The sequence below is a fragment of the Phycicoccus sp. 3266 genome, assembly GCF_031456495.1.
GTDB lineage: Bacteria > Actinomycetota > Actinomycetes > Actinomycetales > Dermatophilaceae > Pedococcus.
Genome location: NZ_JAVDUW010000002.1, coordinates 269,650 through 294,309 on the forward strand (window position 1 = coordinate 269,650; position 24,660 = coordinate 294,309).

The following is a 24,660-nucleotide window of genomic DNA, read 5'->3' on the forward strand; positions in this document are numbered from 1 at the left end:
GGCGTCGGCTGGGAACGCGGCGGGACGACGCGGCGTTGACCGGGCATGCACAACCACTTCAACGGGCTGAAGACCGCTGCGCTGTTCGGCGCGATCTTCGCCCTGCTCCTGGCGATCGGCGGCATCATCTCCGCCTCGACGCGCAGCATGTCGTTCCTGTGGATCTTCGCCCTCATCGGTGTCGGCACGACGATCTACGGCTACTGGAACTCCGACAAGCTCGCGATCCGCGCCATGCACGCCTACCCCGTGAGCGAGGCCCAGGCGCCGGCGATGTACCGGATCGTGCGCGAGCTGTCGACGTCCGCCGGCCAGCCGATGCCACGGCTGTTCGTCAGCCCGACCCAGGCGCCCAACGCGTTCGCCACCGGCCGCAACCCCGAGAACGCCGCCGTCTGCTGCACCGAGGGCATCCTCGGCATGCTCGACGAGCGCGAGCTGCGCGGGGTCCTCGGCCACGAGCTGATGCACGTCTACAACCGCGACATCCTCACCGGCTCGGTCGCCGCGGCCATCGCCGGCGTCATCACCTCGGTCGCACAGATGCTGATGTTCGCGAGCATGTTCGGCGGCGGCAGCAACGACGAGGACCGCCCGAACCCGTTGGTGCTGCTGCTCATGGCGCTGCTCGCGCCGATCGCGGCGATGTTCATCCAGATGGCGATCAGCCGGACGCGCGAGTACGACGCGGACGAGGACGGCGCCAAGCTGACCGGCGACCCGCTGGCCCTGGCGTCGGCGCTGCGCAAGCTCGAGGCCGGTGTGGCCCAGGCGCCGCTGCAGCCGACCCCGGCGCTGCAGAACAGCAGCCACATGATGATCGCCAACCCGTTCCGGCCGCAGGACGTCTCGCGGCTCTTCTCGACCCACCCCCCGATGGCCGAGCGCATCGCCCGGCTCGAGCAGATGGCGTACGGCTTCCGCCAGCGCTGACCTGCTCTTCCCGCACCGAGGTGTGCCGCGCGGCCGAGTCCTCCGCGCGGCACCCCTCTGTGTGGCGCCGGACGCGGGCGTGTACCGAGGGGGCTCGCGGAGGCGCTATGCTGGTCCCAGTTGCAGTTGCAGTTCCTCGTGTGAGTGGGCCCGCCGGTGTGCGGGCCCATTGCTTTTCGCGGTTGTCCCGTGTCGTGGTGGTGTGCGCAGCTGGTGGCTCGCGACCGCGAACCACCCGGCCGGAAGAAACGAGAGATCCCATGGCACAGGGAACAGTCAAGTGGTTCAACGCTGAGAAGGGCTTCGGCTTCATCGAGCAGGACGGTGGCGGCCCCGACGTCTTCGTCCACTACAGCGCGATCGACTCGGGCGGCTACCGCTCGCTCGAGGACGCCCAGCGCGTGGAGTTCGACATCACGCAGGGCCCCAAGGGTCCGCAGGCCGAGAAGGTCCGCGTCATCTGAGCTCCCACAGAGCACGCCGAAGCCCCCGACCGCACGCGGTCGGGGGCTTCGGTCGTCCCGGGACCGTCCCCGGGGCTGCTCAGGGCAGGCGCAGGACGGACATGGTGCGGTTGGCCATGGCTGACTCGCCGAGCGCGTTGGGGTGGACCGGCACGGTGTTGGTGCCGAACAGCACCGGCTCGACCCACCGCGTGCCGATCGGCGTGCAGGCGTCGTGCCCGTCCGACGCCGTCGAGAAGTCGACGAACGTCGTGCCCGTCTCGCTGGCGGCCTTGGCGATCACCGCGTTGAGGTGGCCCTGCAGGGCCCGGAGGTACGGGATGTCCCCGCGGGCGATCGGCATCTTCGCGTAGCAGCTCGCGACGAAAGAGCTCGGGACGATCCAGGGGTAGCCCAGCACGGCGACGCGGGCGTTGGGAGCCTTGGCGTGGACGTCGGCGAGCGCCTGCCGGACGGCGGGGTAGGTCCTGGCGTCGATGGCGTCGTCGAAGCTGCTGCCGTAGAGGTCCTTGCACGGGCTGCCGTAGCCGAGGGTCGCGGTGCCGGCCGAGCCACAGGCGACGATCGCCCCGATGAACGTGTTGTTGTCGTTGCCACCGATGGTGAGGGTGACCAGGTCGGTGCCCGGTCCGAGCGCGTCGAGCTGGGGTGCGACCCCCGGGTACTGCGACGAGGAGAAGTCCTTGGTCTCGGCGGCTCCGCAGGTCACGTCGGTGAGCGAGGCCCCGGTCGTCCCCGCGATGACGTGCGGGTAGTTGCTGCTCGAGCGCAGGCACGCGGGCGGCGCCGTCGGGTCGGGCGGCCAGACGCCCGAGCCGGCCGAGTAGCTGTCGCCGAGGGCGACGTAGTCCAGCCCGGCCGCGCTGGCCGGGGTGGCGACGGCGACGGCGGTGGCGGCGAGGGCCAGTCCGGCCAGGCCGGCGGCGACGCGGTGCAGTCGGTGCAGTGGACGGCGCATGGAACAACTCCCTTGTTGTTACCTCGGGTAAGTTACCTTCGGGTAGTGATGGTTCCCCAGATCCGCCGGGGAGACAACCCCCTGCCGGCACCTCGCCGGCCGTGCAGAGCGTGGGAGTCGGCCCCTGTCCGCCGGCGTCCGCGGCCGCCGTTCCCCGCGGTGACCGGGATGGTTGGATCGCCGTATGCCGTCGTTGACCCGTGCCGAGGCCCGCCTGCGTTCCGAGCTGCTCACCGTCGAGCGGATGGAGGTCGACCTCGACCTCGACCGCGGGCCGGAGACGTTCCACTCCCGGACGCGGATCTCGTTCTCCTGCAGCGACCCCGGCGCCTCGACCTTCGTCGACGTGAAGTCCGTCGAGCTGCGCGTGCTGGTCCTCAACGGTGAGCACGTCGACCTCGCCACGCTCGACGACGGCCGTGTGCCGCTGCACGGGCTGGCGGCCGAGAACGTGCTGGAGTGCGAGGCGGTCATGGCCTACAGCCGCGACGGCCAGGGCCTGCACCGGGCGGTCGACCCCGCCGACGACCGGCCGTACGTCTACGGCCACCTGTTCCTCGACGCGGCGCCGCGCGTCTTCGCCTGCTTCGACCAGCCCGACCTCAAGGCGCCCTACGCGATCACCGTGAAGGCGCCGCAGGACTGGACCGTCATCGGCAACGGCGCGGCCACGTCGACCGTCCCCGGGCAGTGGGAGCTCGCCGAGACCAGGCCGCTGGCGACCTACTTCGTCACCGTCTGCGCCGGGCCCTACGCCTCCGTGCGCGCCGAGCACGACGGCATACCGCTGGGCATCCACGCCCGCGCCTCGCTCGCCGACGCGCTCGAGCGCGAGGCGCCCCAGATCCTCGAGGTGACCCGGCAGGGGTTCGACTACTACCACTCGCTGTTCGGCATCCGGTACCCGTTCGGGGAGTACCACCAGGTCTTCGTCCCCGAGTTCAACGCCGGCGCGATGGAGAACCCGGGCTGCGTCACGTTCCGCGACACGATGATGTTCCGCGGGGCGGCGACCCACGACGAGGTGCTGGCCCGTTCCAACACCGTCACGCACGAGATGGCGCACATGTGGTTCGGCGACCTCGTGACGATGCAGTGGTGGGACGACCTGTGGCTCAACGAGTCGTTCGCCGAGTACATGGCGCACCGCAGCTGCGTCGCCGCCACCGAGTTCACCGACGCGTGGGTCGACTCGACCATGGCGCGCAAGGTGTGGGGGTATGCCGCGGAGCGCACCCCCTCGACGCACCCCGTGGCGGGCGGTGCCGCGCTGGACGCGGCCGCGGCGCTGCAGGACTTCGACGGCATCTCCTACGCCAAGGGCGCCGCCGTCCTGCGCCAGCTCATCGAGCACATCGGAGACGACGCGTTCGTGGCCGGCGTCTCGGCATACCTGCGTGATCACTCGTACGGCAACGGCACCCTGGCGGACTTCATCGGGTCGATCGAGCGCGCGTCCGGCACCGACCTGCAGGCCTGGGTGCGGGCGTGGCTGCTCACCGCCGGGGTCGACGTCCTCGCCGTGGACCGGGCCGCCGGGGTCGTCGAGCGGGTCGTGCCCGAGCGGTTCCCCGCCGACCGGCCGCACACCTTCGACGTCGCCGGGTTCGCGGAGGGCGCGGAGGCGTTCCGCGTCGGCGTCACGGTGACGCAGGACCGCACCGAGGTCGCCGCGCTGCGCGACGTGCCCGACGACGTCCTCGTCCTCCCCAACGCCGCGGACCTGACCTGGGCGACGGTGACCCTCGACCCGGTCAGTGCGGCGCTGGTGCCGGAGCGGCTGGCGACGATCCCCGACGCGCAGGCCCGGGCGGTCGCCTGGGTCGCGCTGCTCGACGGGGTCTGCCTGGGGACGCTCGACCCGCGCGTCGTCGTCGACACGTTCGGCCGCGCCTGGCCGCACGAGCCGAACGAGTCGGTGCTCAACCGCGTCGCCCTCAACCTCGTGGGCAAGGTCGTCCCGGCGTTCCTCCAGCCGGGGGAGCGCGAGGACGCCACCCGCACCGTGGCTGCGGCAGCCGCCGACGTGCTCGGCGCCGCTCAGCCCGGCTCCACCCGCGCGCTCGTCGCAGCCCGCTACCTCGCCCGCACCACCGACGACGAGCCACGCCTGCGGGCGTGGGCCGAGGGGCGCGACCGCCCGGCCGGGCTCGAGGGCGACTCGGACTTCGGCTGGCTCGCGGTGCGCAACCTCGCCGCGCGCGGCCTGGTCGACCGCGCCTTCGTGGAGTCGGTGCGGGCGGGCGACGACACCCTCCAGGGCCGGCTGGCCGCGCTGCAGGCCCTCGCGGCCCGGCCGGACGCCGGGTCGAAGGCCTGGGCGTGGGGCGAGCTCACCGCCAACCGGGAGCGCTCCAACTACGAGCTCAACGCCCTGGCGCAGGGGTTCTGGCAGGCATCGCAGGACGACGTGCTGCGGCCGTATGCCGCGCGCTACGTCGCCGACGTGCCCGCGATGAGCACGTGGGTGGGCGAGGACGCCCTGGCGCGGGTGGCGACGCTGTCGTTCCCGTGGGTGCTCGTCGAGCCGGCGACCGCGGAGCTCGTCGACGCGGCGCTCGAGCGCGGCGACGTCTCGGCCGCGGTGCGCCGCAGCATGGTCGACGCGCGGTCCGAGCTCGGGGAGGCCCTGCGCTCGCGCGCCCGGTACGCCTGACGGGCCCGTCTGCGCGCGCGGACTGGTTGCGCACCGAAACCCTTGTGACTGGTGTTGCTGCAGGTCACCGCGGTGCGCGGCCCTCCCGGATGGCGCGCGAAGGGGTCTTGGCGGAGGTACGCTGTGTTCCTGCGAGGTCCCCCCGTGATGTCAGTCGACGCGCGCCTCGTCGACGGAGGTGTCACCCGGTGGTGCGCGTATGAACAGGTTGTCCGAGGGGTTCGTGCTCGGTGGCCGCTACGAGCTCGGCTCACGGATCGCCTCCGGCGGCATGGCCGACGTGTGGTCGGCAGTGGACCAGGTGCTCCAGCGCGAGGTCGCGGTCAAGGTCATGCGACCGGACACCGGCCACGAGGAGCTGTTCGCCCTGCGGTTCCGTGACGAGGCCGTGCACTCGGCGTCCCTCATGCACGCCAACATCGTCACCCTCTTCGACTACGGCGAGCAGGACGGCCTGGCCTACCTGGTCATGGAACTCGTTCCCGGTGAACCGCTCTCGACGCTGCTGCGGCGCGAGGGGGCGCAGTCCCCGCTCGTCGTGCGCTCGATCATCGGTCAGGTCGCGCTGGCCCTCGGCGTCGCCCACGAGGCGCGCGTCGTCCACCGCGACGTCAAGCCCGCGAACATCATGATGCGTCCCGACGGCATCGCGAAGATCACCGACTTCGGCATCGCCCGCGCGCTCGACGCGGCGGGCCACACACGCCACGGCGAGATGCTCGGCACCCCCGACTACATCAGCCCGGAGCAGGCGCTCGGCAAGCCGGCCACCGGCGCCAGCGACCTGTACGCCCTCGGCGTCGTCGCGCACGAGATGCTCTCCGGCCGCAGGCCGTTCGACAAGGGCACGCCCATCGCGACGGCCCTCAGCCACGTGACCGAGCCGCCCCCGCCGCTGCCCGAGGGCGTCCCGGACGACCTGGCCGACCTCGTGTGGCGGCTGCTGTCGAAGGACCCGGCCGACCGTCCCGAGAACGCCCGCGCCGTCGTGGTCGAGCTCGGTCTCGCCGACGACGAGATCACCGGCCTGGCCCTGGGGCTGGCCGCCGAGCTCGACGACCAGGCGGAGACCCCGGACGTCATGCCCGTCACCCAGGCGATGTCCTCGCCGCGCCACAGCGACCCGCGACCCACCCCGGTCGCCGGCGAGGCGCCCACGTCGTGGGTGGACCTCCAGCTCGCCCGTCCCGCCGGCCGCCACTCGGCGAGCCCGGTGCTCGCCGGTCTCCCGGCAGCCGAGCAGGAGCCCAGCGAGGCCGCCGCCGGCGAGGGCGTCGTCCCGCCCGTCGCCGGGTCCGACATGGCTGCGGCCGTCGACGTGGTCAACGTCGTCGACCCCGCCGACGTCGAGGGCCTGGTCAACGGACCGGGGTCGGTCGACCCCGACGCCACGATCCCCGGCTGACCCGCTCGCCTGCCTCTCCGGGGCGGGCTGCACCGGACGGCGACGCAGCCGCGCTGTCGCCGTCCGGTCGCCGGGATGTTCCCACCTGTTTTCTTGACTCGTTCCAGAAAGTGCGCGAGGGTGCCGGTATGCCGTCCCGCACCGATGCCGAGCGCGCCCTGCGCACCGCGTCGCTGCGCGTGACGCGCCCCCGGCTGGCGGTGCTGTCCGCGGTGCACGAGAACCCCCACGCCGAGACCGACGTCATCGTCGGGGCCGTCCGCGAGGAGCTCGGCCAGGTCTCCACCCAGGCCGTCTACGACGTGCTGCGGGCGCTGACCGCGGCCGGGTTGCTCCGTCGCATCCAGCCGTCCGGGTCGGTCGCCCGCTACGAGTCCCGCGTCGGCGACAACCACCACCACGTCGTGTGCCGCTCCTGCGGGGCCATCGCCGACGTCGACTGCGCGGTGGGCCACCGCCCCTGCCTCGACGCCTCCGACGACCACGGCTTCACGATCGACGAGGCCGAGGTGACCTACTGGGGCCTGTGCCCCGAGTGCGCCGCCTGACGCGCGGCGCGGAGCCGGGCACCCGGCACACCCACTGTCAGACGAACCCACCGACCCACCGAAGAGAACGACGAGAGAGGCAACCCGAGTGAGCGAGCAGTCCGCCACGCAGCAGCACGGCAGCGAGAGCGAGAACCCGGCGATCCCCGCGCCCGAGCCCAAGGGTCATCGGCCGCACACCAACCAGGACTGGTGGCCCAACCAGCTCGACCTGCGGGTGCTGCACCAGCACAACCCGGCGTCGAACCCGCTGGGCGGGTCGTTCGACTACAAGCAGGCCTTCTCCGGCCTGGACGTCGAGGCGCTGAAGGCGGACCTCACCGCCCTCATGACGGACTCGCAGGACTGGTGGCCGGCCGACTTCGGCCACTACGGCGGCCTGTTCATCCGGATGAGCTGGCACTCCGCGGGCACCTACCGCATCGAGGACGGCCGCGGTGGTGGCGGCCAGGGCGCGCAGCGCTTCGCCCCCCTCAACAGCTGGCCCGACAACGCCAACCTCGACAAGGCCCGCCGCCTGCTGTGGCCGATCAAGCAGAAGTACGGCTCGGCGATCTCGTGGGCCGACCTGCTCGTCCTCGCCGGCAACGTCGCCCTGGAGTCGATGGGCTTCGAGACCTTCGGCTTCGGCTTCGGGCGCGAGGACATCTTCGAGCCCGAGGAGATCTACTGGGGCCCGGAGGACACCTGGCTGGGCGACGAGCGCTACAGCGGTGAGCGCGACCTCTCGAACCCGCTCGGCGCGGTCCAGATGGGCCTCATCTACGTCAACCCGGAGGGCCCCAACGGCGAGCCCGACCCGCTCAAGGCCGCGCGCGACATCCGCGAGACGTTCCGCCGCATGGCGATGAACGACGAGGAGACCGTGGCCCTCATCGCCGGCGGCCACTCCTTCGGCAAGACCCACGGCGCCGCCTCGGCCGAGTACGTCGGCCGCGAGCCCGAGGGCTGCCCGATCGACCACCAGGGCCTGGGCTGGAAGAACACCTACGGCTCCGGCAAGGCCGGCGACACCATCACCAGCGGCCTCGAGGTCACCTGGAGCGCGACGCCGACCCAGTGGGGTGCGGGCACCGGCTTCTTCGACCGGCTGTTCGGGCACGAGTGGGAGCTCACCAAGAGCCCGGCCGGCGCGTGGCAGTGGGTCGCCAAGGACGCCGACGAGATCACCCCGGACGCGCACGACCCGGCGAAGAAGCACCGCCCCACGATGCTGACGACCGACCTCGCGCTGCGCACCGACCCGGCCTACGAGCAGATCTCGCGGCGGTTCCACGAGAACCCGGAGGAGTTCCGGCTGGCGTTCGCCAAGGCCTGGTACAAGCTGCTCCACCGCGACATGGGCCCGGTCTCGCGCTTCCTCGGGCCCTGGGTCCCCGAGGCCCAGGTGTGGCAGGACCCGGTGCCGGCCGTCGACCACGAGCTCGTCGACGCCTCGGACGTCGAGCAGCTCAAGACGGCCCTGCTGGAGTCCGGCCTGACCGTCACCCAGCTCGCGGAGACCGCGTGGGCCTCTGCGGCCAGCTTCCGCGGCACCGACAAGCGTGGTGGGGCCAACGGCGCTCGCATCCGCCTGGAGCCGCAGCGCAGCTGGGAGGCCAACAACCCCGAGCAGCTCGCCCGCACGCTCGAGGCGCTCGAGAAGGTGCAGCGCGAGTTCAACGACAAGCAGACCGGGGGCAAGCGCATCTCGCTCGCCGACCTCATCGTCCTCGGTGGCGTCGCCGCCGTGGAGCAGGCCGCCCGCGTGGGTGGCCACGAGGTCAGCGTGCGGTTCACCCCCGGCCGCACGGACGCCACGCAGGAGCAGACGGACGTCGAGTCGTTCGCCGTCCTCGAGCCGCGGGCCGACGGCTTCCGCAACTACGTCCGCGAGGGCGAGAAGCTGCCGCTGGAGACGCTGCTGCTCGACCGCGCGTACATGCTGCAGCTCTCCGCGCCGGAGATGACGGTGCTCGTCGCCGGCCTGCGGGCGCTCGGCGTCTCCGCGGGTGACGGGAAGCACGGCGTCCTCACCGAGCGCGCCGGGGCCCTGACGAACGACGTCCTCGTCAACCTCCTCGCGCCCGGCACCGAGTGGAAGGCCTCCCAGACCGACCCGAACGTGTACGAGATCGCGGACGCCGCCACCGGCGAGACGAGGTGGACCGCCACCCCGGTCGACCTCGTCATCGGCTCGAACTCGCAGCTGCGGGCGATCGCCGAGGTGTACGCCGCTGCCGACGCCCAGGAGAAGTTCGTCCAGGACTTCGCCGCCGCGTGGGCCAAGGTCATGGAGCTCGACCGCTTCGACCTGCGCTGACCCCACCGCCGGGCGCGGGCCCGGCCGCACTCACGCGTATGCCGCGTGGTCACCTCGACCACGCGGCATACGCGCGTCCGGGGCCGGCCCGAGGGGCCGTGGGTGAGGTCGGTGGGCGGGGCTGGTGGGTGAGTCGGTCGGTAAGGACTGTGCCAAGGAAGCCCCACGGCGCCGCGGCGCGCTGCTAGGTTGCGCTCGCTTCATTCACGCCCAGGGGAGGACGGCGCAGATGCGCGCACGACTTTCGCGGGTCGGGGGGATCGTCGCGGCGGCCGTGCTGGCCACCGGTGTCCTCGCTGCCCCCGCGCACGCGGAACCATCACAGCTCGACGGCACCATCACGTCCGCAGCCACCGGGGCCCCCGTGGCAGGCTGCGCCAACGTGTACGACCTGGCCTACACCTGGGTCGGTGGCGGCTGCAGCGACGACACCGGGCACTGGGTCGTGGACGGCGTCGAGTCCGGCACGGCCTACAAGGTCGAGGTCTACGGCCAGGACTCCGTCTACGCCACGCAGTGGAGCGGGGGAGGCACGTCCTTCGACGAGGCCACGGCGGTGACGGCGCCGGCGACGGTGGACACCGCCCTGGCGTACTCGCGGGAGGTGGGCGACGCCCAGCTCGGCGGGACCATCACCGCCGACGACACGGGCGCCCCCGTGGCGGGGTGTGTGGAGGTGTACACCGAGGCGCAGGACTTCGCCGGGTCGGCGTGCGCGGGTGACGACGGCACCTGGTCGGTCGGCCGGCTGGTGGCCGGCACGGGGTACAAGGTCGACGTCAGCGCGTACGACGACCAGCACGTGGGCGAGTGGGCGCAGGACGCGACGTCCTTCGAGCAGGCCCGGGCGGTGACCGCCCCGGCGACCGTGGACGTGGGCCTGGCGCTCGGTGGTCACCTGCAGGGCACGCTGACGCGCGTCGACGGCCAGCCGGCCCAGTGGGCGCAGCTGGACGTCTCGACCACGGGCGAGAACGCCCGCACCGAGGCATTCGCCCAGACCGACGACAGCGGCCACTGGAGCGCCCTGGTCCGACCGGGCGAGTACACCGTCCAGTTCACCGACTGGCCCGCCAGCCAGTGGGCGTTCGGCCAGACGACGCCCGACGCCGCCGACCACTTCACGGTCGCCGCGGGCGACACCGTGCAGGTCGACGACCGGTTCCTGGCCGCCGCCAAGGTGCAGGGCACGGTCCGCAGCGACGCCACGGGCCAGCCGGTCGGCGGTGCGTGCGTCACCGTGTACGCGCCCGGGGACGACGTCGACAACCTCCAGTGGGCGGGCGAGGGCTGCGCCGACGACACCGGCGCCTACTCGGTCGACGTCAGCCAGGCGGGCGACTACATCGCCGAGTTCACCGACCCGCAGGGGCGGTACGTCTCTGAGTTCTCGGGCGACACCAGGGTCGTGGGGCAGGCTGCCGAGTTCTCCGTGACCCGCGGCACGCCTGCGACGGTCGACGCCTCGCTCGCCGCCGGCGCCACCCTCACCGGGCTCGCGGTCGACGCCAAGACCGGCGCCGTCCTGTCCGACGTCTGCCCCAACGCCTACCTCGGCCGCGCCGGGGGCTGGGTCCGGGGCTCGGTGTCCGAGTGCAGCGGCGCCGACGGTCGCTGGAGCGTGCACGGGCTGCCGGCAGGCGCCCTCACCCTCGCCGTCCAGCAGGTGACGCAGGACTCCGCCTACTCGCTCACCTGGGCGTTCAAGGCGACGTCGCAGGCGACCGCCGACCTCATCACGGTCAAGGCGGGGGCGACGACCTCCGTCCGGAACGTGCAGATGATGCCGGGCGGCACGGTCAGCGGCACCATCACCGGACCCGACGGGCAGCCCGTGGCCGACGCCTGGGTCAACGTGGGCGGCGGCTACCCGGGCCGGGCCGGTCCCGGCGAGGGCCGCTGGAGCGCCAAGACGGGCGCGGACGGCCGGTACACCGTGCACGGGGTGCCGCCGGGGACGTACACCGCGTTCGTCTACACGGAGAACTACTCCGGCGACCTCGCGCCCGAGTGGTCGGGGAACGCGACGACCGCCGCGACCGCGCAGTCGTTCAAGGTCAAGGCGCTCAAGGACGTACGGTTCGACGCCCAGCTGGCGCCCGCCTCGAAGATCTCGGGCACGGTGCTCCAGGCGGACGGCAGCCCGGTCGACCACTACCTCGTGGGCCAGGTCTTCGCCGCGGACGGGTCGTACATCGGCGACTTCGACGTCTTCGGCGGTCCGGACTTCACGACGAGCGCCCTGCCGGCCGGCAGCTTCACGCTCCAGCTGATGGATCCCGAGACGGGTCAGTCGTGGTGGTACGACGGGGCGACCGACCGTGCGCACGCCACGGCCGTCCCGCTCGGGGTCGGGGAGCAGGCGCAGGTGACGGTGCACCTGCCCTGACCGGCTCCCGACACAGGTGTGGGGGGGGGGGGGGGGGCCCCCCCCCCCCCCGGGGGGGGGGGCCCCCGGGGGGGGGGGGGGGGGCCGCCCCCCCCGCCCCGCGGGGGGGGGGGTTTTGGAGGGGGGGGGGGCGCGCCCCCGCCCCCCCCCCCCCCCCCCCCCGGGGGGGGGGGGGGGGGCCCCCCCCCCCCCCCCCACACCTGTGTCACCGGCCGGGTTCGATGGGCGCGGCGGCGCCCGCGCGGCTCAGCGGTAGTTGGTGAAGGTCAGTGCGACGTCGAGGTCGTCCTTGCCCTTGAGCAGCGCCTGCACCGCCTGCAGGTCGTCGCGCGACTTGCTGGTGACCCGCAGCTCGTCGCCCTGGATCTGCGACTTGACCGACTTGGGGCCCTCGTCGCGGATGATCTTGTTGATCTTCTTGGCGTTCTCCTGGCTGATGCCCTCCTTGAGGCCCAGCTCGAGGCGGTACTCCTTGCCGGAGAGCTGCGGCCCGCGCTCGGGGACGTCGAGGTGCTTGAGCGAGACCTTGCGCTTGACCAACCAGGTCTGGAAGACGTCGAGGACGGCGTTGGCGCGCTCCTCGGTGTTGGCCTTGATGATCACCTTGTCCTGGCCGCTGGCCTCGATCGAGGCGCCAACGTTCTTGAAGTCGTACCGCGTGGCGACCTCGCGCGAGGCGCTGTTGAGGGCGTTGGCGACCTCCTGGTGGTCGATCTTGCTGACGATGTCGAACGAGCTGTCGGCCATGGGTGGGTCCTTCCTGTGGCGCCGGCGGCCCCGTGCGGGCAGGCCACGCCGGCGCCGGTTTCGGCAATCGTGGTGGTCCTTGCTATCCTTCCACGCGCACCAGGCGGGTTGCCCGAGCGGCCAATGGGAGCGGACTGTAAATCCGTCGCGAAAGCTTCGAAGGTTCGAATCCTTCACCCGCCACCCTGTGCAGCGAAGGGCCCCTGACCAGCGGAGACGCCGGTCCGGGGCCCTTCGCCATGTGACGCGACGTCGTCAGGTCGTGGCCGGCTCCGCGCGACAGCCGCAGCTCTCCCGGTGCTCGATCTCCACGGGCAGCCGGACCACCCGGCGTGGGGCGAAGGGGTCCTCCAACCGGCGCATGAGCAGCTGGACCGCCTGTGCCCCCATGGCGTGGAACGGCTGGGCGGCGGCGGTCAGCGCGGGTGACATGGCGCTGGCCCACTCGAAGTCGTCGAACGTCACGAGGGCGACGTCCTCCGGCACCCGCCGACCGCCCTGCTTGAGTGCCAGCAGTGCGCCGATGGTCATGGCGTTGTTGCCGCTGAAGATCGCGGTCGGTGGCTCGTCCAGCCGCAGCATGGCCGTGGTGCCCGCGCGGCCACCGCCGACGGTCGAGTGGGCGGGTACGACGAGCCGCGGGTCGATCGGCACGTCGGCGAGCTCATGTGCCCTGACGTAGCCGCGCCAGCGCTCCTGCGTCGTCGACAGTCCCTCGAGACCTGTGAGCATGCCGACCCTGCGGTGCCCCAGCTCGAGCAGGTGCTCGACGAGCGCGACGGACACGGCCTCGTTCTCGGTGCCCACCTGGTCGCAGCGGACGTCGCTCATGCGGTCGACGAAGACGAACGGCGTCTCGTGCTTGCGCAAGAGCGGCAGCGTCTCGGACTGGAAGCCCTTGGTGGGGGCGATGACGATCGCCTCGACGTTGTGCGCCAACAACATCGACACGGCATCCGCCTCGCGCTGCACGTCGTCGTGGGTGTCGCACAGCAGCAGCGCGAAACCGGCGCGGCTCGCCTCGGACTCCACGCCCTGGATGAGCTCGGCGAAGTAGGGGCTGGAAGCGCCCGTGATGGCGAGGCCGATGGCGCGGCCCGACCGGCTGCGCACGGCAAGGGGCGGGGGCTCGTAGTCGAGGCTGGTCATCGCCTGCCGGACCCGGTCGCGGGTGTCGGGGGAGACGAACCGGGTCCCGTTGACGACGTGGGACACGGTCGAGATCGAGACCCCCGCCAGCTTGGCGACGTCTGCGAGTCGAGGAGTACGCCGCGGAGGCCTCACCGTGGCATCGTGCCGGGCCGTCGAGTTTTCGCGCAAGCATTTGCGCAAACCATTCTCCCGGGCGGTCCGCGCTCCTACTGTGACGGACGTCCGGAGGTATCACGCCGAAGGTCACGAGTCCCGACCAACGCCGCTTAGGCCTCGATCCAGGAGAACGCACATGAACCGGCACAGCAGGACGCGGACGGCTGCAGCGGCCGTCGCACTCGCATCGACGACGGCCCTCGCCCTCGGTGCCTGCAGCACCACGAAGACGTCCGGACCGGGCGCCGTCGGCAGCAGCGGGGGGTCCAAGGGCCCGATCAAGATCGGGCTGGTCACCAAGACCGACAGCAACCCCTACTTCGTCAAGCTGCGCGAGTCGGCCAAGGCCGAGGCGCAGAAGAACGGCGACACCCTGATCGCCCTCGCCGGCAAGTTCGACGGCGACAACGCCGGGCAGGTCACCGCCATCGAGAACCTCGTGCAGCAGGGCGTCAAGGGCATCCTCATCACGCCGAGCAACTCCGCCGGTGTGCTGGGTGCGATCAAGAAGGCGCAGGACGCCGGCGTCATCGTGATCGCGCTCGACACGGCGACCACGCCGCCCGACGCCGTCGCCGCGACCTACGCCACGAACAACGAGCAGGCAGGCAAGCTGCTCGGCCAGTACGTCAAGGCGCGCATGGGCAGCACCAAGCCGCAGATCGTCGCGATGGACCTCGACCCCAGCGCCTCGGTCGGCATCCAGCGGCACAACGGCTTCCTCGAGGGGATGGGCCTGCCGCTCAAGACGCCCGACATCATCGGCAGCGCGCTGACGCAGGGTGACCAGACCAAGGCGCAGGCGGCCATGGAGAACCTCCTGCAGCGCGTCGGCGGCCAGGTCAACGTCGTCTACAACATCAACGAGCCGGCCGCCCGGGGCGCCTACCAGGCGCTCAAGGAGAAGGGCATCGCCGACAAGGTCATCGTCGGCGCCATCGACGGCGGCTGCGCCGGCGTGCAGAACGTCAAGGACGGCCAGTTCGTGGCCACCGTCATGCAGTTCCCGAAGAAGATGGCCGAGGACGGCGTCAAGGCCGTCGTCGAGTACGCCAAGTCGGGCACCAAGCCCAGCGGCTTCATCGACACCGGCGCCACCCTCATCACCGACAAGCCCGTTCCCGGCGTCGAGTCCAAGGACACGACCTGGGGCGCCGCGAACTGCTGGGGCTGACCATGTCGACCACCTCGGGAACCGCCACCCAGCACCGGAGCCGCGGCGACGGCATACGCAGGGCGTTCGCCCGCAACCCCGTCCTCGGGCCGACGGCCGCGCTCGTCATCGCCATCGTGTTCTTCTCGGTCAGCACGAGCACGTTCTTCAACATCGACAACTTCTCGCTGATCGTCCAGCAGTCCGTCGTCATCGGGACCCTCGCGCTGGGCCAGACGCTGGTCATCCTCACGGCCGGCATCGACCTCGCGAACGCGGCCATCGCCGTGTTCGGGACGCTCCTGCTGACCCGGCTGACCATCGGCGGCCTGCCGAGCGGCCTGGCCATCCTCGCCGGCCTGGTCGCGTGCACGATCGCGGCGACGATCTCCGGCCTGCTCGTCACCAGGGTCAAGCTGCCCCCGTTCATCGTCACCCTCGGCATGCTCGCCGTGATGACCGCGGTGACGAACCTCTACAGCACGGGCACCACCTTCGCGGTCCCGGACGGTGCACTCACCTGGCTCGGCACGTCGCTCTACCTCTTCGGGCGCGTCCAGTTCACGCTCGGCATGATCCTCGCGGCGATCCTGTTCGCGGTCATGTGGTTCGTCCTGGGCAAGACGGCGTGGGGCAGGCACGTGTATGCCGTGGGCAACGAGCCCGAGGCGGCCCGCCTCACCGGCATCCACATCGACCGGACGCTCGTGAGCGTCTACCTCGTGGCCGGGCTGATCTACGGGTTCGCCGCGTGGATGGCCCTGGGCCGCACGCCGACGGCGGACCCCAACGCCTACCAGACCGGCAACCTCGACAGCATCACCGCGGTCGTCATCGGCGGCACGAGCCTGTTCGGTGGGCGCGGTGGCGTGATCGGCACGGTGGTCGGCGCCCTGATCGTCGCGATCCTGCGCAGTGGCCTGACGCAGATGGGCATCGACTCCAACTACCAGAACCTCGCGACCGGCGTGCTCGTCATCGCAGCCGTCGCGTTCGACCAGGCGACCCGCAGGAGGGCGTGATGGACACCGTGACGCGAAGCGAGAGCGCACCGGGCGGCACCGCCACCCGCGAGCCCGTGATGACCGGCCGCGGCCTGGTCAAGCGGTACGGCCACGTGACGGCCATCAACGGCGCGGACTTCGACCTCTACCCCGGTGAGGTGCTGGCCATCGTCGGGGACAACGGGGCCGGCAAGTCCAGCCTCGTCAAGGCGCTCACCGGCGCCCTCCAGCCCGACGCGGGGACCATCACCCTCGACGGCGACGAGGTCCGGTTCCACTCGCCGATCGACGCGCGCCGCAAGGGGATCGAGACGGTGTACCAGACCCTCGCGGTCGCGCCGGCCCTCGACATCGCGAGCAACCTGTTCCTCGGGCGCGAGCGACGGCGCGAGGGCGTGCTCGGCAGGTTCCGGCTGCTCGACAAGAAGGGCATGCGCGCCGCGGCCCGCGACGAGCTCAACTCGCTCGGCATCGCCACCATCCAGGACATCTCCCAGACCGTCGAGACGCTCTCGGGTGGCCAGCGCCAGGCGGTGGCCGTGGCCCGGGCCGCGATGTTCGGCAGCAAGGTCGTCATCATGGACGAGCCGACCGCTGCCCTCGGCGTCCGCGAGACGGCCCAGGTGCTCGAGCTGATCCGGCGGATCAAGGAGCGCGGCCTGCCGGTCGTCCTCATCAGCCACGACATGCCGGCCGTGTTCGAGGTGTCCGACCGCATCCACGTCCACCGGCTCGGGCGGCGTGCCGGCGTGGTCGAGCCGAGCCGGGTGTCGATGAGCGACGTCGTCTCGTTCATCACCGGCGCCGAGGAGATCCCCGCGGACGTCGACATCGCCGGCGCCGGTGCCGCGCGAGGAGGTGGGGCGTCGTGACCGTCGTGGTCGGCTACATCCCCACCCCGGAGGGCCTGGCGGCGGTCGACCACGCGATCGCGTTCGCCCAGCGGGACCACGCACGCCTCGTCGTCGTGAACACCGGCCACCACGGCGACAACGCCCACCCGCTGTTCGCCAGGGCCGCGGACCTCGACGCCCTGGACGCCAAGCTGGACGGTCTCGGGCTCGAGCACGAGATCCGGCAGCCCACGGCGGCGTCCTCGGCCGCGCAGGAGATCCTCGCCGCGGCCGAGGAGGTCTCGGCCGACCTCATCGTCATCGGGGTCCGTCGCCGCTCGCCCGTCGGCAAGCTCGTCACGGGCAGCACCGCGCAGCGGGTGCTGCTCGACGCCGAGTGCGCGGTGCTCGCGGTCAAGGCGCCGTGAGCTCGCAGGCCCCGCCCGTCGCGCCGCGGGACGTCGAGCACCTCCGCGACCTCATCGGTCGGCTGCGGGCCGTCGCGGCCCCCGGCCGGCGCACCATCGTCGGCGTGGTCGGCGAGCCCGGCGCCGGCAAGTCGACGCTCGTCGCGGAGCTGGTCGACGCCCTCGGGCCTGACGCCGCACCCGCACCCATGGACGGCTTCCACCTCTCCAACAAGGTGCTGGACGACCTGGGCCTGCGCGAGCGCAAGGGAGCGCCCGAGACCTTCGACGCGCACGGCTTCGTGCAGCTCCTCGAGCGGCTGCGCGACCAGCGGGAGGACGTGGTCTACGCGCCGGAGTTCCTGCGCGAGCACGACGAGTCCATCGCGGCCCGGATCGCCATCTCGCGGGACACCCCCGTGGTGCTGGTGGAGGGCAACTACCTCCTGCTCGACGAGCACCCGTGGCTCGAGGTGCGCCGGCACCTCGACGCGGTCTGGTACCTCGACCTCGACCACGACGAGCGACTGCGGCGGCTCGCGGATCGGCACCGGTCCTACGGGCGGGCCGAGGCCCAGGCCTGGGAGCGGGCGCGGACCCACGACCAGGTCAACGCCGAGCTGGTCCGGCGCACGCGCGTCCGCGCGGACCTGGTGGTCCGCGCGGACGGCGAGGGTGCGGGGAGCGTCGCCGCCGACGAAGTTCGACCCTCGTCCCGGGGGTAGCTGGGCCAACTGGCGTCCGAGGGGTGTGGGCTGCCACGATCGGCCCACGGCCGCGCCAGCGAGGGTGCGGCCGTCCCGGAGAGGAGGACGATGGAGACCACCCGCGAGGACGCCCCGGCGACCCCCGTCTTCTTCGTGGCCGGTGGCACCGGCATCTCCGCCGAGACGCTGGGCAACCTCATGCTGCAGCAGTTCCCGTCCGTGCGGTTCGTCCGGCGCAAGTTCCCCTTCATCACGACAGTGCAGCAGGCCCGGTCGGTCGTCGCCGAGCTCGACGCCGCCGTGACCGAGTCGGTCTCGCCACTGGTGTTCTCCACCGTCTCGGACGACGACGTCCGGATGGCCCTGCAGGAGACCAAGGCCGCCTTCATCGACCTCTTCGGCTCGCACCTCGACACCATCGAGCGGGTGCTGCACGTCAACGCGGCCCACGGGGTGGCGGCGCTGCACGGGCTCGGCGACCAGCGGCGCTACGACGCGCGGATGAAGGCCATCGAGTACGCCATGGAGCACGACGACGGCGCCAGCCTGCGCCACCTCGAGGCCGCCGACCTGATCCTCATCGCGCCGTCGCGCTGCGGCAAGACGCCGACGTCGATGTACCTTGCCCTCCAGCACGGCATCAAGGTCGCCAACTACCCGCTGGTCGAGGAGGACTTCGAGTCCGGCGGGCTACCCCGGCCGGTCCGCGGCCTCGTCGACCGGTGCTTCGGCCTGTTGTCGACGCCGGCCCGCCTCAGCCAGGTGCGGGGGGAGCGCCGCCCGGGGTCCACCTACGCCACCCTCGCCCAGTGCAGCTACGAGCTGCGCCGCGCCGAGGCGCTGTACCGAGCCCACCGCATACCGTCCATCAACTCCGCCTCGATGTCGGTGGAGGAGATGGCCGCCGTCATCATGCAGAGCAGCACGCTGCCCGCCCCCAGCTGACGCGGCACCCCGCCGCACACCGAAAGGAACGCCTTGACCCGCAACGACTCCGCCAACATCGTGTGGTTCGCAGACCTCGGTCTGGACGACGTGGAGACGGTCGGCGGCAAGAACGCCTCCCTCGGCGAGATGGTCCAGCACCTCTCGGCCGCGGGCGTGCGGGTGCCCGACGGCTTCGCCACGACCGCGGAGGCCTACCGGCGGTTCCTGGCCCACGAGGGGCTGGTCGACACCGTGAACGGCCTGCTCGACAGCCTCGACGTCGAGGACACCAGGGCGCTCGCCGACGTGGGCGCCCGGATCCGCGAGGCCGTCGAGCAGCAGCCCTTCCCGGCCGACCTCGAGGACGAGATCCGCACGGCATACGAGCGGCTGGTGGGGGACCACGGCGACGAGGTGAGCTTCGCGGTGCGCTCCAGCGCCACGGCGGAGGACCTGCCGGACGCGTCGTTCGCGGGGCAGCAGGAGACGTTCCTCAACGTGCGCGGGATCGACTCGATCCTGCTGGCCATCAAGCGGGTCTTCGCCTCGCTCTACAACGACCGCGCCATCGCCTACCGCGTGCACAGCGACTTCGACCACGCGGCCGTCGCGCTCTCGGCCGGGGTCCAGCGCATGGTCCGCTCCGACATCGGCTCCTCCGGTGTCATGTTCACCATCGACACCGAGTCCGGCTTCCCCGACGCGGTGTTCGTCACGAGCAGCTACGGGCTCGGCGAGGCGGTCGTGCAGGGCGCCGTGAACCCGGACGAGTTCTACGTCTACAAGCCGGCGCTGCGCGAGGGCCGGCCGGCGATCCTCAAGCGTGGCCTGGGCGCCAAGGCGACCAAGATGGTCTACACCTCCGACACCGAGGTCGGTCGCACGATCGAGTTCGTCGACGTCGACGAGGCAGACCGCCAGCGGCTCAGCCTCACCGACGACGAGGTCACCGAGCTGGCCCGGCACGCGCTGGCCATCGAGGAGCACTACGGCCGCCCCATGGACATCGAGTGGGGCAAGGACGGCGTCGACGGCCTGCTCTACGTCCTGCAGGCGCGCCCCGAGACGGTGAAGTCGCGCCAGACCGGGTCGTCGCTGCAGCGGTACCGGCTCGACGAGCGCGGCACCGTCCTCGTCGAGGGCCGCGCCATCGGGCAGAAGATCGGCGCCGGCGCGGTGCGGGTGCTGACCTCGGCGGAGCAGATGCACGACTTCGTCGCCGGCGAGGTGCTCGTGGCCGACATGACCGACCCCGACTGGGAGCCGATCATGAAGCGTGCCAGCGCGATCGTCACCAACCGGGGCGGCCGCACCTGCCACGCCGCGATCATCGCCCGCGAGCTCGGCATCCCCGCCGTCGTGGGGACCGGCACCGCGACGACCAGCCTGCAGGAGGGGCAGGAGGTCACCGTCTCCGCGGCCGAGGGCGACACCGGCCGCGTCTACGAGGGGATGATGGAGTTCACCGTCACGGAGACGGCGCTGGACGACATGCCCGAGCTGCCGGTCAAGGTCATGATGAACGTCGGCACCCCGGACCAGGCGTTCGAGTTCTCCCGGCTGCCGAACCGCGGTGTCGGCCTGGCCCGCCTCGAGTTCATCATCAACCGCCAGATCGGCATCCACCCCAAGGCGCTGCTCGAGCTCGAGGACCAGGAGCCCGCGGTCAAGGCGGAGGTCGAGTCGCTCATCGCCGCCTACGACAGCCCGCGCGACTTCTTCGTCAAGCGCGTCGCCGAAGGCGTCTCGATGCTGGCGGCCGCCTTCGCACCGGAGCCGGTGATCGTGCGCATGTCCGACTTCAAGTCCAACGAGTATGCCGGCCTGCTGGGCGGGTCCCGCTACGAGCCGCACGAGGAGAACCCGATGATCGGGTACCGCGGCGCGGCGCGGTACCTGTCGCCGGAGTTCGCCGAGTGCTTCGCGATGGAGTGCGAGGCGCTGCGCCTCGTTCGCGACGAGATGGGGCTGACCAACGTCAAGGTGATGATCCCGTTCGTGCGCACGATCGCCGAGGCCAAGGGTGTCATCGACCTGCTGGGCCAGAACGGGCTGCGCCGCGGCGAGAACGACCTGCAGGTCGTCATGATGTGCGAGGTCCCGTCGAACGCCGTCAACGCCGAGGAGTTCCTCGAGCACTTCGACGGGTTCTCGATCGGGTCGAACGACCTGACCCAGCTGACCCTCGGCCTGGACCGCGACTCGGCCCTGGTTGCCGACGCCTTCGACGAGCGCGACCCCGCGGTGAAGAAGATGCTCGCCATGGCGATCGAGGCCTGCCGCACGCAGGGCAAGTACATCGGCATCTGCGGCCAGGGCCCGTCGGACCACCCGGACCTCGCGGAGTGGCTCATGGACCAGGGCATCGAGTCGATGTCGCTCAACCCCGACACCGTCGTCGAGACCTGGCTCGCCCTGGCCAAGCACGCGGGCTGACCCGCCTACTGGTCGAGCACGCGGGCTGACCCGACTGCCCGAGCCCCGCAGACGGGCGGTTCACCTGCGACTGTGCGTTGCCCCGGCTCCCGGGGCAACGCACAGTCCGTTCTGCCCTCCCACCTGTCGGTGGCTGTGCGGTGCTCCGTCATCCGCTGTATTTGGGGCCCGGAGCGTCGCTTTACGATGTCTGGATCGTGAAACGGCGCGTTTCGGGCCTGCAGGGACCCACGGAGTGGGCGTCCGCCGTCCCCGGCGGGCCCCACACCGACTCGGAGGCCCAGCCGCGCCGTCGTCGCTCCGGATGAGGGGTGAGGACCGTGCTGGACGCCACCGCAAGCGCCCACCTCGACACGCAGGTCTCGCTCGGCGTCGTGCGCGACTTCGAGCTGCGCGACCGGGGCAAACCGGTCGAGCTGCCGGCCGCCTCGCAGCGGCTGCTCGCGCTCCTGGCCCTGCTGGCCAGGCCGACGCCACGGTCCCTCGTCAGCGCCACGCTCTGGCCGGACGCGGACGAGCAGCACGCCGGTGCCAGCCTGCGCAGCGCCCTGTGGCGCATCGCCGCCCTCCCTGGGCCCGCCCTGGTGCGCACCTGCGGGACCGGGCTCGCGCTGGCCGAGCACGTCGTCGTCGACCTGCACGGCCTGCTCCCCGATGCCCAGCAGGTGCTCGCCACGCGCCAGCCACCTCCCAGGCTGTTCGCCGCCGGCGAGGCGCTGCGCCGCCTGGGCGGCGACCTGCTGACCGGGTGGTACGACGAGTGGGTGGTGGAGGAGCGGGACCGCTTCCGCCAGCTGCGGTTGTACTCGCTCGACGTCATCGGGACCGCCCTGCTGGACGGGGGGAGGGCGGGGGAGGCGCTCCAGGTCGCCCTGGCCCTGGTGGAGGCGGACCCGTTGCGCGAGAGCGGCCACCGGCTGCTCCTGTCCGTCCACCTGCAGGAGGGCAACGTGGCCGAGGCCGTCCGCCAGCACGACCGGTACGCCCGGCTGCTCGACCGGGAGCTCGGGGTGCAGCCCTCGGAGCTCATGGCCGCCCTCCTGCACCGCTACCGGACGGGTGCGGACGCCACTGTCCTCGGTCGGCGTGACACAGCCGTGACGGTGGCGTGACGCACCACCCGTCACCCTGAGCCCACACGGGCGCCGCAGGCCCGGGGAGCGTGGGGGTGAGGACCATGGGCGCAGGCCAGGGAGGGGAGGCCACGGCGCCGCGCCGTCGGATCTGGGTGCAGCAGGTGGCGGTCGAGACGAACCGACTCAAGATGCGCGTCGACGCGGCCCGGGCGCGGGGTGACCTCACCGAGCCGCAGGAGATGGTGGCGGTCGGCGTCGACGGCTTCGTCGAGCGGGCCCGGGCGGCCGCCTTCCGCGACGACCCCATCCCCGGCCGCCTCGCGAACTGGTGGCGCGGGACGCTGGTCGAGGCGGCATACCGGAACATGCACTCGGCGCGCAGCGCGATGCTCGACCTGTACACGGACGCCGAGCTCCGCGCGGAGATCCCCATGGTGGTGGCCCGCGCCAACGCCACGCTGCACCGGGACGACCCCCGACGCTCGACCATCGCCGAGCTGAACGCGCTCCCCACTGCGCGGCTGCGCCCGCGCATGCGGCGGCTGGTCGGCGACAGCTACGAGAAGCTCGACCTCGAGCACGCGCAGCTGCGCAGCTTCCGCAACATCGTGCTGCTGGCCACGGCCTTCCTCTTCGTGTGCGTCGTCGTGACGCTGGTCTTCGTCGCCAGGAACCCGAGCTGGGTCCCCCTGTGCTTCGACACCGGCAGGGAGAAGATCATCGCCTGCCCGTCGCGCGAGCGTGTGGGTGCCGAGCCGACTGCCCCGGACATCCTCGTGGCGACGGCGATGGGCGGCCTGGGCGGCGCCTTCGCCGCGGTGCTGTCGATCCGCAACCTCAAGGGCACCGCCAACCCCTACGACGTGCCGGTGGCGCTCGCGGTCCTCAAGTTCCCGCTCGGGGCGATGACCGCCATCCTCGGCCTCGTCGCCATCAAGGGCGGTTTCGCACCCGGCCTGTCCAACCTCGACAACCAGGGCCAGATCCTCGCCTACGCCCTGCTCTTCGGGTTCTCCCAGCAGGCGCTGTCCCGGTTGCTCGACAAGCGTGCGCAGGACCTGCTCGAGGGCCTGCCGGGAGGCGAGGCGAACGCGCCGTTGCCGAACTCCAAGGCGGAGGTCCTTCCCGCCGCCGTGCCGACGGCCGACGCAGGCTCGACCGGCGTCGCGACGGGCACCGAGCCACCTCCTGTGCCCGGAGCCGGGGGCCCGGACGCCACCGCAGCCGGGGAGCCCGTGACCGGGAGCCCCGTGCCTGCGGGGCCCGAGGAGGAGGCACCCGCGACGGGTGGGTCCGTGCCGGAGAAGGACCGTCCCGTCGACGAGCCCGACGCGGCCACCCAGCAGGACCAGTTCGACCAGCTGCGCGACACCGGGAACGCGCGCAAGGACCAGAGCGAGGACGAGGAGGCCGAGCTGCTCGAGAAGGAGTTCGGCGCCCCGGACGCGCAGGGGATCTACGGGCCCCCCGCCGCCGGCACGACCGCACCCCCCGCGCCGGCGGCAGGCGGACCGGCGGCAGGCGGACCGGCGGCGGGTGGGCCGGCGGCAGGCGGACCGGCGGCCGGACCGGGCGGTCCCGCGGGGCAGGAGGGGCAGTGATGACCGGGGTCGAGGACATGGTCAGGGCGGCCGAACGGTCGCTGGGCCTGACGGGCAGGCCGAACACGATCACCCGCTGGTACTCCCAGCGCAACGGCCCGGTCTTCTCGACGGCGCCGTGGTGCAACCAGAGCATCACCTACTGGGCCAACGCCTCCGGCAACGCCGGGCCGGTCTGCTTCGGGCGGGACTACGCCTTCACCGTCTGGCACGCGGAGCGCTTCCGGCGCGAGGGCCAGTGGCACGTCGACATCGCCGGCATCCGCCGCGGCGACATCGTCTTCTTCGACTGGGACGAGACCAACCGCATCGGCGCCATCGACCACATCGGCCTCGTGACGGGCGTCCGCGACGGCGTCGTCTACACCATCGAGGGCAACACGTCCGACGCCTGCCGGCGCCGGGCGCGCTACGCCTCCACCATCGTCGGCTACGGGCGCCCGGAGTATGCCGGGCCAGGGCAGGCGGCCGTGCGGGCGGCGGCGCCGGCGCACGCGGCGGCCCGTGGCGCGGCGACCGGCAGCGATGTCGCGCCGCCGGGCCTGCCGATGCTCCGGCGGGGGAGCGCCGGGGTGCTCGTCAAGCAGCTGCAGCGCTGCCTCAACAAGGTCCAGGCCTCGCGCCTGCAGGTCGACGGGGACTTCGGGCCCATGACCTCCGGCGCGGTGAAGACCTTCCAGAAGCGGGCCGGTGGCCTGCTCGCCGACGGCGAGTACGGGCCCAAGACCGCGGGGAAGCTCACGGTCGCGCGCAGGCGGGTGCGCTGACCCACTGCGAACGACGCACACGACACACCCCGGACGACG

At 72.1% G+C, this 24,660-nt stretch carries 20 protein-coding genes and 1 tRNA gene; 18 read left to right on the forward strand and 3 right to left on the reverse strand.

Annotated features, from left to right (window positions below):
- Window positions 1-45: 45 nt before the first annotated feature.
- Together htpX and J2X64_RS11095 are read left to right on the forward strand one after the other, a co-directional pair.
- Window positions 46-933, forward strand: coding sequence for a zinc metalloprotease HtpX (htpX, locus tag J2X64_RS11090; RefSeq protein ID WP_310153897.1), 888 nt, complete (start codon window positions 46-48; stop codon window positions 931-933).
- Window positions 934-1,193: 260 nt separating this feature from the next.
- Entirely contained in the window at window positions 1,194-1,397 is a 204-nt protein-coding gene (locus tag J2X64_RS11095) for a cold-shock protein (RefSeq protein WP_310153898.1), read from the forward strand.
- 79 nt (window positions 1,398-1,476) lie between these two features.
- On the opposite strand, the gene J2X64_RS11100 is transcribed toward J2X64_RS11095, so the two are convergent.
- Entirely contained in the window at window positions 1,477-2,355 is an 879-nt protein-coding gene (locus J2X64_RS11100) for an SGNH/GDSL hydrolase family protein (RefSeq protein ID WP_310153900.1), read from the reverse strand.
- Between the two features lie 184 nt (window positions 2,356-2,539).
- Between J2X64_RS11100 and pepN the strand changes: the two genes are divergently transcribed.
- The 5 genes from pepN to J2X64_RS11125 all read left to right on the forward strand — a co-directional run bounded on the left by pepN (window position 2,540) and on the right by J2X64_RS11125 (window position 11,655).
- Window positions 2,540-5,011, forward strand: coding sequence for an aminopeptidase N (gene pepN / locus J2X64_RS11105; RefSeq protein ID WP_310153904.1), 2,472 nt, complete (start codon window positions 2,540-2,542; stop codon window positions 5,009-5,011).
- A gap of 199 nt (window positions 5,012-5,210) precedes the next feature.
- The gene (locus J2X64_RS11110) at window positions 5,211-6,416 is read left to right on the forward strand and encodes a serine/threonine-protein kinase (RefSeq protein ID WP_310153907.1); all 1,206 of its coding nucleotides are present in this window, start codon (window positions 5,211-5,213) and stop codon (window positions 6,414-6,416) included.
- A gap of 128 nt (window positions 6,417-6,544) precedes the next feature.
- On the forward strand, window positions 6,545-6,964 hold the full coding sequence (locus tag J2X64_RS11115) for a Fur family transcriptional regulator (protein ID WP_310153910.1): 420 nt from the start codon (window positions 6,545-6,547) through the stop codon (window positions 6,962-6,964).
- An 88-nt stretch (window positions 6,965-7,052) separates the two neighbouring features.
- Window positions 7,053-9,266, forward strand: a complete 2,214-nt coding sequence (gene katG / locus J2X64_RS11120; protein WP_310153913.1) for a catalase/peroxidase HPI — start codon at window positions 7,053-7,055, stop codon at window positions 9,264-9,266.
- A 229-nt stretch (window positions 9,267-9,495) separates the two neighbouring features.
- Complete coding sequence (locus J2X64_RS11125) at window positions 9,496-11,655, forward strand: carboxypeptidase-like regulatory domain-containing protein (protein WP_310153916.1); 2,160 nt, start codon at window positions 9,496-9,498, stop codon at window positions 11,653-11,655.
- 246 nt (window positions 11,656-11,901) lie between these two features.
- On the opposite strand, the gene J2X64_RS11130 is transcribed toward J2X64_RS11125, so the two are convergent.
- On the reverse strand, window positions 11,902-12,402 hold the full coding sequence (locus J2X64_RS11130; RefSeq protein WP_310153918.1) for a YajQ family cyclic di-GMP-binding protein: 501 nt from the start codon (window positions 12,400-12,402) through the stop codon (window positions 11,902-11,904).
- Window positions 12,403-12,504: 102 nt separating this feature from the next.
- On the opposite strand from J2X64_RS11130, the gene J2X64_RS11135 reads away from it, so the two are divergent.
- A tRNA-Tyr gene (locus tag J2X64_RS11135) sits at window positions 12,505-12,585 on the forward strand.
- A 72-nt stretch (window positions 12,586-12,657) separates the two neighbouring features.
- On the opposite strand, the gene J2X64_RS11140 is transcribed toward J2X64_RS11135, so the two are convergent.
- Window positions 12,658-13,686 carry a LacI family DNA-binding transcriptional regulator gene (locus J2X64_RS11140; RefSeq protein WP_310153921.1) on the reverse strand — a complete coding sequence of 343 codons (1,029 nt, stop codon included), beginning with the start codon at window positions 13,684-13,686 and terminating at the stop codon, window positions 12,658-12,660.
- 160 nt (window positions 13,687-13,846) lie between these two features.
- Between J2X64_RS11140 and J2X64_RS11145 the strand changes: the two genes are divergently transcribed.
- The 10 genes from J2X64_RS11145 (at window position 13,847) to J2X64_RS11190 (ending at window position 24,621) form a co-directional block, all read left to right on the forward strand.
- On the forward strand, window positions 13,847-14,884 hold the full coding sequence (locus J2X64_RS11145) for a substrate-binding domain-containing protein (protein WP_310153924.1): 1,038 nt from the start codon (window positions 13,847-13,849) through the stop codon (window positions 14,882-14,884).
- A gap of 2 nt (window positions 14,885-14,886) precedes the next feature.
- Window positions 14,887-15,885: an ABC transporter permease gene (locus tag J2X64_RS11150; RefSeq protein WP_310153927.1), complete on the forward strand. Its 999-nt coding sequence runs from the start codon at window positions 14,887-14,889 to the stop codon at window positions 15,883-15,885.
- Window positions 15,885-16,739, forward strand: a complete 855-nt coding sequence (locus J2X64_RS11155; protein ID WP_310153930.1) for an ATP-binding cassette domain-containing protein — start codon at window positions 15,885-15,887, stop codon at window positions 16,737-16,739. The genes J2X64_RS11150 and J2X64_RS11155 overlap by 1 nt, the downstream gene beginning before the upstream one ends.
- Window positions 16,736-17,128, forward strand: a complete 393-nt coding sequence (locus tag J2X64_RS11160) for a universal stress protein (protein ID WP_310153933.1) — start codon at window positions 16,736-16,738, stop codon at window positions 17,126-17,128. Before J2X64_RS11155 ends, J2X64_RS11160 begins: the two co-directional genes overlap by 4 nt.
- Window positions 17,125-17,832: a nucleoside/nucleotide kinase family protein gene (locus J2X64_RS11165; protein ID WP_310153935.1), complete on the forward strand. Its 708-nt coding sequence runs from the start codon at window positions 17,125-17,127 to the stop codon at window positions 17,830-17,832. The genes J2X64_RS11160 and J2X64_RS11165 overlap by 4 nt, the downstream gene beginning before the upstream one ends.
- Window positions 17,833-17,922: 90 nt before the next feature.
- Window positions 17,923-18,759, forward strand: a complete 837-nt coding sequence (locus J2X64_RS11170) for a pyruvate, phosphate dikinase/phosphoenolpyruvate synthase regulator (RefSeq protein ID WP_310153937.1) — start codon at window positions 17,923-17,925, stop codon at window positions 18,757-18,759.
- A gap of 33 nt (window positions 18,760-18,792) precedes the next feature.
- On the forward strand, window positions 18,793-21,177 hold the full coding sequence (ppsA, locus tag J2X64_RS11175) for a phosphoenolpyruvate synthase (protein WP_310153940.1): 2,385 nt from the start codon (window positions 18,793-18,795) through the stop codon (window positions 21,175-21,177).
- 311 nt (window positions 21,178-21,488) lie between these two features.
- Window positions 21,489-22,289 (forward strand): BTAD domain-containing putative transcriptional regulator, encoded by an 801-nt coding sequence (locus tag J2X64_RS11180; protein ID WP_310153944.1) that lies wholly within the window; start codon window positions 21,489-21,491, stop codon window positions 22,287-22,289.
- A 65-nt stretch (window positions 22,290-22,354) separates the two neighbouring features.
- Window positions 22,355-23,854: a hypothetical protein gene (locus J2X64_RS11185; RefSeq protein ID WP_310153949.1), complete on the forward strand. Its 1,500-nt coding sequence runs from the start codon at window positions 22,355-22,357 to the stop codon at window positions 23,852-23,854.
- A complete protein-coding gene (locus tag J2X64_RS11190) occupies window positions 23,854-24,621 on the forward strand; it encodes a peptidoglycan-binding protein (protein WP_310153950.1) in 768 nt (255 codons plus the stop codon). The genes J2X64_RS11185 and J2X64_RS11190 overlap by 1 nt, the downstream gene beginning before the upstream one ends.
- Window positions 24,622-24,660: the final 39 nt, after the last annotated feature.